The organism is uncultured Oceanisphaera sp. (assembly GCF_947495715.1).
GTDB lineage: Bacteria > Pseudomonadota > Gammaproteobacteria > Enterobacterales > Aeromonadaceae > Oceanimonas > Oceanimonas sediminis.
In genome coordinates, this window is record NZ_CANLZU010000005.1 from 149038 (window position 1) to 161118 (window position 12081).

The 12081-nt window shown below is 58.0% G+C and carries 11 protein-coding genes; 8 read left to right on the plus strand and 3 right to left on the minus strand.

Going from position 1 to position 12081, the window contains the following annotated elements:
• Nucleotides 1-177 precede the first annotated feature (177 nt).
• The 4 genes from yghU to Q0753_RS04975 all read left to right on the plus strand — a co-directional run bounded on the left by yghU (nucleotide 178) and on the right by Q0753_RS04975 (nucleotide 5920).
• A complete protein-coding gene (gene yghU, locus Q0753_RS04960; protein ID WP_298718104.1) occupies nucleotides 178-1035 on the plus strand; it encodes a glutathione-dependent disulfide-bond oxidoreductase in 858 nt (285 codons plus the stop codon).
• 541 nt (nucleotides 1036-1576) lie between these two features.
• Nucleotides 1577-3214, plus strand: a complete 1638-nt coding sequence (locus Q0753_RS04965) for a BCCT family transporter (RefSeq protein WP_298718106.1) — start codon at nucleotides 1577-1579, stop codon at nucleotides 3212-3214.
• 90 nt (nucleotides 3215-3304) lie between these two features.
• On the plus strand, nucleotides 3305-5176 hold the full coding sequence (locus tag Q0753_RS04970; RefSeq protein WP_298718107.1) for a DUF294 nucleotidyltransferase-like domain-containing protein: 1872 nt from the start codon (nucleotides 3305-3307) through the stop codon (nucleotides 5174-5176).
• 9 nt (nucleotides 5177-5185) lie between these two features.
• Complete coding sequence (locus Q0753_RS04975) at nucleotides 5186-5920, plus strand: 3'-5' exonuclease (protein ID WP_298718108.1); 735 nt, start codon at nucleotides 5186-5188, stop codon at nucleotides 5918-5920.
• A gap of 364 nt (nucleotides 5921-6284) precedes the next feature.
• On the opposite strand, the gene Q0753_RS04980 is transcribed toward Q0753_RS04975, so the two are convergent.
• Nucleotides 6285-6905 carry a DUF2726 domain-containing protein gene (locus Q0753_RS04980; RefSeq protein WP_298718109.1) on the minus strand — a complete coding sequence of 207 codons (621 nt, stop codon included), beginning with the start codon at nucleotides 6903-6905 and terminating at the stop codon, nucleotides 6285-6287.
• Between the two features lie 207 nt (nucleotides 6906-7112).
• Here Q0753_RS04980 and Q0753_RS04985 point away from each other — a divergent pair, with 207 nt between their 5' ends.
• From Q0753_RS04985 to Q0753_RS04995, 3 genes are read left to right on the plus strand one after another with little or no spacing between them, the layout of a single operon-like run.
• A complete protein-coding gene (locus Q0753_RS04985; RefSeq protein WP_298718111.1) occupies nucleotides 7113-8024 on the plus strand; it encodes a transcriptional regulator GcvA in 912 nt (303 codons plus the stop codon).
• Nucleotides 8021-8635 (plus strand): alpha/beta fold hydrolase, encoded by a 615-nt coding sequence (locus Q0753_RS04990; protein ID WP_298718113.1) that lies wholly within the window; start codon nucleotides 8021-8023, stop codon nucleotides 8633-8635. Before Q0753_RS04985 ends, Q0753_RS04990 begins: the two co-directional genes overlap by 4 nt.
• On the plus strand, nucleotides 8625-9011 hold the full coding sequence (locus tag Q0753_RS04995; protein ID WP_298718115.1) for a DUF423 domain-containing protein: 387 nt from the start codon (nucleotides 8625-8627) through the stop codon (nucleotides 9009-9011). Before Q0753_RS04990 ends, Q0753_RS04995 begins: the two co-directional genes overlap by 11 nt.
• 34 nt (nucleotides 9012-9045) lie before the next feature.
• Here Q0753_RS04995 and Q0753_RS05000 read toward each other — a convergent pair whose 3' ends face one another.
• Nucleotides 9046-10191 carry an RNA-guided endonuclease TnpB family protein gene (locus Q0753_RS05000; RefSeq protein ID WP_298718117.1) on the minus strand — a complete coding sequence of 382 codons (1146 nt, stop codon included), beginning with the start codon at nucleotides 10189-10191 and terminating at the stop codon, nucleotides 9046-9048.
• Between the two features lie 125 nt (nucleotides 10192-10316).
• On the opposite strand from Q0753_RS05000, the gene rlmM reads away from it, so the two are divergent.
• The gene (rlmM, locus tag Q0753_RS05005; protein WP_298718119.1) at nucleotides 10317-11417 is read left to right on the plus strand and encodes a 23S rRNA (cytidine(2498)-2'-O)-methyltransferase RlmM; all 1101 of its coding nucleotides are present in this window, start codon (nucleotides 10317-10319) and stop codon (nucleotides 11415-11417) included.
• 125 nt (nucleotides 11418-11542) lie between these two features.
• Here the strand turns inward: rlmM and Q0753_RS05010 are convergent, their stop codons facing one another.
• Nucleotides 11543-12001: a hypothetical protein gene (locus Q0753_RS05010; RefSeq protein ID WP_298718121.1), complete on the minus strand. Its 459-nt coding sequence runs from the start codon at nucleotides 11999-12001 to the stop codon at nucleotides 11543-11545.
• Between the last annotated feature and the right edge of the window lie 80 nt (nucleotides 12002-12081).

Sequence of the window (12081 nt, forward strand, 5' to 3'; positions counted from 1 at the left end):
GGCTGACGATATGGGATATTCGGACATACCGTCGGCGCAGGGTATAAGCAGCAGTAAACCGACTCATCCCCAAAAGGGGGATGCTGGGCGTAGTGGCCAATATTGGTTACAGTGAGGCATGATCATGTTAGGCATGGTACCCATTGATAAACCGGTATATTAAGATGAGGAAACGAGATGACGCGTGAATATGATCCCCCCAAGGTGTGGAGCCAGCCCGAAGACGACGGCAGCACCTGGGCAAAAACCAACCGCCCCGTATCGGGTGCGACCCACGAGAAAACCTTACCCAAAGGTAAGCATCCGCTGCAGCTGCATTCCATGGGTACGCCCAATGGTCAGAAAGTGACGATTATGCTGGAAGAGCTGCTGGCACTGGGCATCACGGATGCCGAATACGATGCCTACATGATCAGCATTGGCGACGGGGATCAGTTTTCCAGCGGCTTTGTCGAGATAAATCCCAATTCCAAAATTCCGGCACTGCTGGATTGCTCAACGACGCCCCCCATTAGAGTGTTCGAGTCCGGCAACATACTGCTGTATCTGGCAGAAAAGTTTGGCCGTTTTTTGCCGACCAACATTGCCGAACGTACCGAAGTGCTGAACTGGCTGTTCTGGTTGCAAGGCTCGGCCCCGTATCTGGGCGGCGGTTTTGGCCATTTTTATGCCTATGCGCCGGTAAAAATAGAGTACGCCATTAACCGCTTTACCATGGAAGCCAAGCGACAGCTCGATGTGCTGGACAAACAGCTGGCGGATAACCCCTATATTGCCGGAGACGACTACAGCATTGCCGATATGGCCATCTGGCCCTGGTATGGCAACCTGGTGTTGGGGCGGGCGTATGATGCGGCCGAGTTTATTGATGCCGCCAGTTATACCCATGTGCAACGTTGGGCGAAAGAGATTGCCGCACGGCCCGCCGTACAAAGAGGGCGTATCGTCAATCGCACCAGTGATGTGCCCGGGGAGGCGCTGGCCGAGCGTCACTCGGCGGCAGATATCGATGCCGTGCTGGCGCAAAAAATCTAACACTAACAGCCCGGCGCACTGGATTCCCGCCTTCGCGAGAATGACGACAGAAGGGACTGTTTAATAGCGCCGCAAGGCGCTTTGTTCATTTATTACGCCCTGACATAACTCCAGCCTTGTTACTGGCGCTTGGCCAGGTGCCGTATGGCGGCGCTCACCTGCTGCATGTCGCTGGGGGCCGTGATGCTTTGTGCCGCGCACGCTGTGGTCTATGGAACTATCGGTCGGCATGGTGACCCGGACGGCGCATGAATTGTCGGTGGCCGCTCAGGCGCGGTATGAGATCTTGCTGAATTCTGCGACACCGGCGCCATAGGACAACATTTTCTGCGCTATTCTGAGAAGACTCTGTGTTATAACAGGCGCGTTTGGCAACGGTCACCGGGCTGGCATAGTTGTCAGTCGGTGTTATTTTTCGCTGCATAATGATTGTAAAGTAGCCGTTCAGCCCCGAATTCAAGCAGTTACCGGGTTTTTTGTGTTAACTTTACCGAGTGTTTCATTACAGCTCTAATGATTTAGAGTGCAAGGGATCTGAGCAATGACAGATAAAGACAATCATGATGTGATCGCCCCGGAAGGCAAGGTGAATCCCATCGATACCGACTATCAGGTAGGGCAGGACAACATCGCCATGCAGATAGGCCCCTTCGGGCTGGATATTCATAACCGGGTGTTCATGATCTCCGGCCTGGCCATCGTCGCCTTCGTGTTTTTGACGCTGGCGTTTCAGAACCAGGTCGCGCCACTATTTGGTGATCTGCGCAGCTGGCTGACCTCCAACCTGGACTGGTTTTTTATCGGCTCCGGCAATATTTTCGTGCTGGTGTGCCTGGGCTTGATAGTGTCTCCCCTCGGCAAGGTGCGGATTGGCGGCACCGAAGCCACTCCCGACTTTACCTATATCGGCTGGTTCTCCATGCTGTTTGCCGCCGGCATGGGTATCGGTCTGATGTTCTATGGCGTATCCGAACCGCTGTCTCATTTCGGCACCTCCTTCGGCGGTATCAGCGTCGAAAACGGTGTGCGCACCGACTGGGCGCCGCTGGGCGCCGCCATGGGTGATGCCGACGCCGCCAGAAGCCTGGGCATGGCCGCCACCATTTATCACTGGGCGCTTCACCCCTGGGCGATATATGCGACGCTGGCGCTGGGTCTGGCGATTTTCTCCTTCAACAAGGGCTTGCCGCTGACGGTACGCTCCGTGTTCTATCCGCTGCTGGGCGAGCGGGTCTGGGGCTGGCCGGGGCATTTAATTGATATGCTGGCGGTCATTGCCACCATGTTTGGTTTGGCAACGTCACTGGGTTTCGGCGCTTCTCAGGCCAGCGCCGGCCTGAACTTTCTGTTTGGTCTGCCAATGGGCACCACCACCGAAATCGTGCTGGTGATCATTATTACCGCCATCGCTCTGGTGTCGGTGCTGGCCGGGCTGGATGCGGGCGTGAAACGGCTGTCGGAAATCAACATGGCGCTGGCGGCTCTGCTGCTGTTGTTCGTGATCATCGTCGGTCCGACGCTGATGATTGTAAGCGGCTTCTTCTCTAACCTGGTTTCTTATGTCGAGCACCTGCCGGCGTTGTCGATGCCGTTCGAGCGAGAAGATGCCAACTACTCCCAGGGCTGGACCGCCTTCTACTGGGCCTGGTGGATTTCCTGGTCTCCGTTTGTCGGCATGTTTATCGCCCGGGTGTCTCGTGGCCGTACCGTGCGTGAGTTTCTGGTATCGGTACTGCTGGTACCCTCGACCGCCTGTGTGCTGTGGATGACCGCCTTCGGCGGCACCGCCATCAGCCAGCTGGTGAACGACGGTTATCAGGCGGTGGCCGATGCTGCCGTGCCGCTGCAGTTGTTTATCATGCTCGATGCGCTGCCGCTGGCGCAGATCACCTCGTTCATCGGTATCATACTGGTGGTGGTATTCTTTGTGACCTCGTCCGATTCCGGCTCGCTGGTGATCGACACCATCGCCTCCGGCGGCAAGGTCAATTCGCCCAAGCCGCAACGGGTGTTCTGGTGTACCTTTGAAGGCCTGGTGGCCATTGCGCTGATGCTGGGTGGCGGTTTGGCCGCCCTGCAGGCCATGGCGGTATCTACCGGGTTCCCGTTCACCATAGTGCTGCTGGTATCTTGTGTGTCGTTGATCAAGGGACTGGCATCGGAGCCTCGCGGTAGCTGAGCAAGGCGCTACCCTGTGGTATAGATGGTTCAAGGCAGGCGGGGGCATCCCGTCTGCCTTTTTCGTTTTTTGCATTGAGTGAGTCAGGTTATGGAAGCTGAGCAACTGGAAATTCTGGGGTTTATTCGCCGTTTTCCTCCCTTCGATATGTTGGAGGAGCACACCCTGGAGCATATCGCCGGGCAAATAGAAATTGCCTATTACCGGGCCGGCACCGTGATCCTGAATTACGGGGATCGGGTGCATGATCTGTTTTTGATCCGCAGCGGGGCGGTAGAGATGCACCGGCGTAGCGGCGAGCTGCATAACCGGCTGAGCGAGGGCAGTCTGTTCGGCCAGATGGGGCTGCTGATGAACAATCGGGTGCGGATGTCGGCTACCGCGCTGGAAGATACCCTGGCCTATTGCCTGCCCGAGGCGCTGTTCAACGAGCTCTATGAGGGGTTCGAGTCCTTTGCCGATTTTGTGGAAGTGGAAGACAGAACCCGATTGCGGCAGGCGGTTTCCCGCCAGGAGGGAGGCGATGAACTGCTGACCTCGACGGTGCGGGAGCTGATCTCGCGCGAGCCGGTGACCATACCGCTGTCGGCCACCGTGTTCGAGGCCGCGAAGAAGATGACCGAAGAAGGGGTGTCGTCCATTCTGGTGCTGAATTCCGGCGCCGAGTCGGAAGACGAACCGGTAGCCGGTATTCTGACCGACCGGGATTTACGCACCCGGGTACTGGCAGAAGGACTGTCGGTCGAAACCCGGATAGAAGAGGTGATGTCACTGGATCTGCTGGCGCTGGAAAGCGGCCAGTTCGTGTTTGAAGCCATGCTGATCATGCTGCGCTACAACCTGCATCACCTGCCCATACTGCACAAGGGCAAACCGATAGGAGTGATCGCGCTGTCGGATGTGATGCGCCACGAGTCGCGCAGCAGTCTCTTTGTGGTGCGGCATATATTCAGGGCACAAAATGCCGACGAGCTGGCCGCCATTGCCGATGACGTCAAGGCCTGTTTTGTGCGTATGGTGAACGAAGACGCCAACTCCCAGATGATAGGTACCGCCATGGCCGGCATAGGTCGCAGCTTCAAGCAGCGCCTGCTTGAGCTGGCGGAAGCCGAGCTGGGCCCGCCGCCGGTGCCCTACTGTTTTCTGGCGCTGGGCTCGATGGCACGGGACGAGCAACTGATCGTGACCGATCAGGACAACGCCATTATTCTCGATAACCGTTATGATCCCGATCTGCACGGAGCCTACTTTGCCGCCCTGGCCAAGCGGGTTTGTGATGGCCTTGCCGCCTGTGGCTACAGCTACTGCACCGGGGGCATCATGGCCACCAATGTGGAGTGGCAGAAAACCCGCCGCCAGTGGGAGCAATGTTTCAGCGACTGGATTGATAACCCCAGCCCGCAAACACTGCTGAACAGTTCCATTTTCTTCGATCTGGACGGGGTCTACGGCAAAATCGAGTGGGCCGATCAATTGAATTCCCTGATCTCGCGCCGGGCCAAACGCAGCCCGCGTTTTCTGGCCAGCATGGCCCGCAACGCCCTGGGCCGTACGCCACCGCTTGGTTTTTTCAAGGAATTCGTGATGGAGCAGGACGGCAAGCATAACAACTCCATCAACCTCAAGCGGCGGGGCACGGCACCACTGGCGGATCTGATCCGGGTGCATGCGCTGGCGGTCGGCTCCAAGGCGCACAACTCCTTCGACCGGCTGAACGATGTTATCGAGTCGAACATACTGCCCAAGGGGCGAGGGCCGGACTTGCGCGATGCCATGGAATTTATCGCCACGGTGCGCATTCGTCACCAGGCGCTGGATGTGGAGGCGGGCTCCGATCCGGACAACAATATCGAGCCCGAGAATCTGTCGGACTTCGAGCGCCGCAACCTGAAGGATGCCTTTCAGATCCTGAGTCATGCGCAGAAGTTTCTGAAGTTTCGCTATCAGCCGAATCGGAGCTAAGGAAACAACATGTTTTATTTAAGACCCGACGATATCAGGCCGAGTGCGGAAATACCGGACTGGCAGACGCTGTTTGGCGAGCTGGCCCGCCATGCACGGGATTATCGGCTGGAACGGTACTATCGCGCCGGTGCCGTCGATGCACAGACGCCGTTGCATGAGGTGCCTTTTGTGGCGCTGGACTTCGAGACGACCGGACTCAACGCCAAAAAAGACGCCATCGTCAGCATCGGTCTGGTGCCCTTCGATCTGCAGCGTATTCGCTGCCGGGAAGCCAGGCACTGGATTTTGAATCCGCACAAGCCGATGGCGGAAGAATCGGTGGTGATCCACGGCATTACCCATTCCGAAGTGAAGGCGGCGCCGGACCTGCTGCTGGTGCTGGACGATTTGCTCACCGCCCTAGCGGGGCGGGTGGTGGTGGTGCATCACAGAACCATAGAGCGCGGTTTTCTGGATCGGGCGCTGAAGGCACGGCTGAACGAAGGCATCGAATTTCCGGTGGTGGATACCATGGAGCTGGAGGCGCGGCTGCACCGGCGCAAGCCGCTGGGGCTATGGGCCCGCCTGCGGGGCAGAGCACCGGTCTCGATTCGGCTGGCCGACAGCCGCAGTCGCTATCATCTGCCGTTTTACCATCCGCATCATGCCCAGACCGACGCCCTGGCCACCGCCGAGCTGTTGCAGGCGCAAATAGCCCACCATTACAGTCCGGATACGCCCATCGGCGACCTGTGGGTGTGATGAGATCGACTTTTATTGCGAAGATGTCTTGAGTGGTATGCAGCTTAAGCGCGCGTAAATCGGGTAAAGGGTTCGCTCCTCCGACACGCTATGAATACATCCCTGTACGCTCTCTGTTTCATCCCTGAAACAGAAGGTCGGCGGAGCAGATCCCTTTACCCTCCTTAGAACTCCGGAGCCATCGGTTGACGTCGCCAGCAGATGGCTCCGGGATTAAGAAGAGGCGGCAGGGATTGCCTCAGCCGACCATCACATGACAGGGATGTCATGTGCTGAGCGTCACATGGATGTGCTTGAAGCGGGTCGGTAGAGGCAACCCTGTTGCCTCTTTGCGCAGGAAGCCGATTTATAATCGAGAAAAAATTTATAACCGAAAGCGCGGTTCGTTGTGGTCGTCTGATTGTTCTTCGTCCGGCAGGCTGAGTACCGGCTCGACCCGGCCTTGCCCTGCAGGAGCGATGACGGGGCGGGACTGCTTGAGGGTAGCCAGTATCTCGTCACGCAGGGCGGCGGCAGAGAGTCCGTCCTTGGGCGAGAGGTGAATAACCGGCAGGCCGGTGTCCTGAATCTGTTGCAGCAGCAGCTGACGCTGGCGGCCGTCGGTTTTGCTCAGGCTGTCGTCAATCAGGGCGACCAGGGCCCTGACCTTGAGATCCTTGGGCGAGCAGAGCACGAAGTCCATTTTTTCGCCGTAGATGTCGTGCAGGGCCTGCTCGCGCTGGGCCTTTTTCAGTTTGGGATTGAGCTCTACCAGTTCGCTCAGGCTGACGGCGGCAAAGACCCGCAGTTGTGCTCCCATCGCCTCGTCCAGTAAGCGCAGGGCGGCGGCAGACTCGGGGCTGAACAGCAATTTCTGCTGATAGGGTTGTTTGGGCGCACCGCGCCACAGTCGGCGCAGCAGGACAAACAGCACCAGCAAAATCAGCAACAGCACCAGGCTGAGCATCAGCCAGTCGAGCAGGGAAACGGGAAGCATGTCGGTCATGGGTGGCCTGAACAGAGATGAAAGAAAGCGGTACTCAGTGTAGCAGAGGAGGCGGCATAAAATGAATATTGCCACCGCCCTGTCCGGCGGTGGCCTCGGGCAAGCCGTTGGTGGGACGATAATTGTTTTGCTTTATGGTGGCGGCGCTGGCTTGTCGTTCGCCGGCCCCCTATAATCCCGCCATTAGAAAAGCTTATCGAGGTATCGATGTCCCGGCGACTCCCCCCGCTCAATGCGCTCAAGGCATTTGAAGCCGCCGCCCGTAATTTGAGTTTTACCCGGGCGGCGGAAGAACTGTTCGTTACCCAGGCGGCGATAAGCCATCAAATCAAGGGGTTGGAGGAATATCTGGGCATCAAGCTGTTTCGCCGGCGCAACCGTTCCCTGCTGTTGAGCGAAGAAGGCCAGAGCTACTTTCTGGACATCAAGGATATTTTTTCCGGCATTTCCGATGCCACCGAACGATTGCTGGCGCGCAGTGCCAAGGGCGCGCTGACGGTGAGCCTGCAGCCGAGCTTTGCAATTCAATGGCTGGTGCCGCGGCTGGTGCGTTTCAGCGAGGTCCATCCGGACATCGATGTGCGCATCAAGGCGGTGGATCTGGATGAAGGTTCGCTCACCGACGACGTGGACGTGGCGATTTATTATGGTCGAGACAACTGGCCGGGCCTGCGGGCCGACAAGCTGCATGCGGAATACCTGATTCCGGTGTGCTCTCCCATGCTGCTGATGGGTACCAAGCCGTTGAAGACCCCCGAAGATCTGATGCGCCATACCCTGCTGCACGATACCTCGCGGCGGGACTGGAAAGCCTGGTTCAAGCAGCTCGATATTCAGGCGGCCAATGTCAATCAGGGGCCGATATTCAGTCACTCGTCGATGGTGATCCAGGCGGCGATTCACGGCCAGGGGGTGGCGTTGGGGCACAGTGTGCTGACCCAGCCCGAGATTGATGCCGGCCGGCTGGTGTGTCCTTTCGAGCATGTGCTGATGTCCAAGAATGCCTATTACCTGGTGTGTCATGAATCCCAGGCGGCGCTGGGCAAGATTGCCGCCTTTCGGGAGTGGATGCTGGCGCTGGTGGTTAAAGAAGAGCAGCAAAAGGCGCTGAACGGATGAGTCATGTATTGATAAACGGGGCCGACAATGCCCCCAATCGGGTGTTGCTGGCCCACGGTGCCGGGGCCGGTATGGAACATGCGGTGATGAACAGCCTGGCATTGGGGCTGGCCGATGACGATATTCAGGTGATCCGCTTCGAATTTCCCTTTATGCAGAAAACCCGGGCAGATGGTCGCAAGCGACCGCCGGATCGGGAGCCGGCGCTGCTGGATTGCTGGCGCGAGATGGCGGCCGAGTTTGCCCATCCCCGGCTGTTTCTGGCGGGCAAGTCGATGGGTGGGCGCATGGCCTCGCTGGTGGCCGATGAACTGGCCCCGGCCGGCCTTATTCTGCTGGGATTTCCCTTTACGCCGCCGGGAAAGCCGGATCGCTTTCGCGGGCAGCACCTGGCCACGCTCGCCACGCCAACCCTGCTGGTTCAGGGGGAGCGGGACAATTTCGGCAACCGGGAGGCGGTGGCCGGTTATGATCTGGCAACCGGCGTGAACACCCAGTGGGTGAAGGACGGCGATCATGGCTTCAGCCCGCGCAAGTCGTCGGGAACCACGCTGGAACGCAATCTGGCGGCCATTGTGGCCGGTATGAGGAGGTTTGTGCTTGCTGGTTAATCTCTGGTTTTATCTGGCGGCCCTGTTCGGGCTGAGTGCCACGGCGCTGGGTGCCTACGGCGCGCACGGCCTGGCTGCGAGGGGCCTGTCTGGCTCTCTGGTGAGTGCCTTTAACACCGGGGTGCAGTATCAGTTTTATCATGCCCTGGCACTCTTGCTGGTGGTGCTGGCCTGGCGGTTCAAACCGGCCGTGCCACTGCAGGTGGCGGCGGCGTTTTTTGCACTGGGCACCCTGTTGTTCAGTGGCAGTATTTATGCTTTGGTGCTGTTTGGTACCAAAGGTATTGGTTGGTTGACTCCCCTGGGGGGAGTTTGTTTTATGGCGGGCTGGTTAAGCGTGTTGCTGGCCGGTCGCACCTGGTTGAGGTCTTGTTGACTGCTCCCCTACCTGAAGGAAGGGAATTCCCAATTCACCGAGAACAGGATACGAAGATTGACTCCATGCCACTGACATTCTCTCCAAGGGCTAACACCGCCAGCCCGGCGGCTTTAATGTTGATCGCAGCGTTAATGTCACGGTCGTGGTGGGCTCCGCATGCGGGACAGTCCCATGTCCTGATCGACAACGGCAGCGACGACAGAGTGTGTTTGCAACCCGAGCAACGTTTTGAGCTCGGGAACCACGGGTCAATAGCGACCAGTGAACGCCCGGCCCAGTCCGCCTTGTACGCTAACTGGCGCACGAACTCGCCCCAGCCGGCGTCGGCAATGGCTTTGCTCAGTTTCCGGTTGCGGATCATGTTTTTCACTTTCAGGGATTCGATGCAGATAACTTGGTTCTCGTTAATCAATCTGCGGGACAGCTTGTGCAAGTTGTCCTGGCGGCAATCGGAGATCTTGGCGTGAAGTTTCGCCACCTTCTGCCGGGCTTTGGCGCGATTGGCCGAGCCGAGCTTTTTCTTGCTCAGCCTACGCTGCGCAAGGGCCAGCTTGGTGGCGTATTTTGCGGTATGGCGGGGATTGCTGATCCGTTCACGCTGGTCGGTGACAAACAGGTCTTTCAGGCCCAGATCGATGCCGGTCACTCCCTGGGTGACCGGCAGCGACTTGGGCTCGAATTCGCACAGGCAGCTAACAAAGTAACGGCCTGCCGCATCTTTGGAAATAGTCAGGGTACTGGGCTCGCCGGGAAGCTCACGGCTCCAGCGCATGTCTAGCGGGGTGTTCGACTTGGCGAGGAACAGCTTGCCGTCCCGATACTGGAAGGCCGAGCGGGTAAACTCCGCCGACTGACGGTGCCGCCGGCGCTTGAATACCGGGTACCTGGCTCGCCCCTCAAAGAAGTTCTTGAACGCCGTTTGCTGATGGCGAAGGCATTGCTGCAACGGCACGCAGGACACCTCGGACAGAAACGTCAGGGTGGGATCTTGCTTGAGGGCGGTCAGCCGGGCGTTGGCCTGAGTGTAACCGATTTTTTCCTGGTACTGATAGAATACGTCGGTACGCCAACGCAACACCGAGTTATAGACAAAGCGCACACAGCCGAAGGTCCGGGCTAATAGCTCGGCCTGTTCGGTGGTGGGGTAAAAGCGATATTTGTAGGCGCGTTTGTTCATTCGCTTAGTCTAGTAAACCACTGTATAGATAGCCAGTTTAAAAGAGGAGCGGGAACAGGGGCGGCTGATGCCGCTGCGCTATCCCTCCCCGCCCTGAAAGGGTGGGGTTTCCCGCGTAACTATTGATGAAACACTTATTAATATATTGTCGCCCCGGGTTCGAGAAAGAGGCGGCAGCGGAAATTCAGGACAGAGCAGGGCAGTTTGGCTGCCCTGGATTTGCTCGTACCAAGGACGACAGCGGCTTTGTTATTTACGAATGCTTTCAGCCGGACGACGCCGATTTAATGGCGCGCAAGCTGTGGTTCAGAGAGCTGATTTTTGCCCGCCAGATGCTGGTGGTCTGTGCCGAAATAAAAGACTTGCCGCTGGACGATCGCATCACGCCGCTGCTGGACGCGGCCGAGGGCATGGAGCTGTGTGGCGATATCCGGGTAGAAACCCCGGATACCAACGACGGCAAGGAGCTATCGCGTTTCTGTCGCAAGTTTACCGTGCCCATGCGCCAGGCGTTGCGTGGCAAGGGGTTGCTGACCCGGCACGAGTCGGACACCAAACCCGTGCTGCACCTGTTTTTTATGGCCAATAATCACGCCATATTGGGTTATTCCTATACCTTCAACAACTCGCCTTTTCACATGGGTATTCCCCGGCTGCGTTTCCCGGCCGATGCGCCCAGCCGTTCCAGCCTGAAGCTGGAAGAGGCGTTTCATGTGTTTGTTCCCCGCCATGAGTGGGATCTGCGTCTGACATCGGGCTTGCGGGCGGTCGATCTGGGTGCCGCGCCCGGCGGCTGGACCTATCAGCTGGTGGCCCGGGGCATGATGGTCACCGCCATCGATAATGGCCCCATGAGCCAGGCCTTGATGGATACCGGACAGGTGAAGCATTACCGGGAAGACGGTTTTATCTGGCGTCCGGCACGCAAGAATACCTACTGGCTGGTGTGTGACATGGTCGAAAAGCCGGCGCGGGTAGTGGCGACCATGGCCGACTGGCTGGTGAACGAAGACTGCCAGGAAGCCATGTTCAACCTGAAATTGCCGATGAAGAAGCGCTACGCCGAGGCGGTGCATAACCTGCAGCAGCTGAAGGACAAGCTGGCCGAGCTGGCCGAGCTGGGCGGCTTTCAGGTGCAGGCCAAGCAGCTGTATCACGACCGGGAAGAAATTACCGTGCACGTGTATCAGCCGCGCAAGGTCGCCAAGCTGCAACCCAAGGAATAAAACGACGTAAGGGGTGAAGCGTGAGGGGAGAGGTGTAAAATCACGCCTCACGCCTCACGCCTCACGCCTCACGCCTCACGCCTCACGCCTCACGCCTCACACCTCACACTCACACCACCACGCCTTTAAAACCGATATTTACAGTCCAGCCTGGATTCGTCGTCGGTGATCTTGATGTCGAATTCCAGCCGGGTGTCGGGATCGGAGGGGCGAATGTTCAGCTTGATGCCGTCTCCCCGCAGTTTCAGCGAAGTTTTAAAACCGCCCCCTTCGAAATCGAGCCGGGGGCGCAGGTTCTTGAGCGACAGGCCGACCGAACTTTGCGGCGTCAGCTTCAGGCTGGGATACGCCGCCAGACGCTGGTTTCCGTCCGTTGTCGACTGTAACTCGATATCGAGTCCGTAACGCCTGGGAATATCAGAGTTAATACTGGGGGGCGCCAGGCTAAAACGCAGCGGCGGTTGTTGAGTGGCGGTGGCTTGCTGGTAGCTTGGGCTGGTTTGTTCGTAGGCTTGACTGGAGGTGATGCAGGCTAATTGCGGAAGGAAAAGGAACGCTAGCAGTAGTATTTTTCGACCGTCCATGACCTGTTCCCTCCATCTATAAAACTAACTATAGTTGGCTGTCTGTGAACGGAGTGGTGTTTTTTTGAACAGATCTTGTT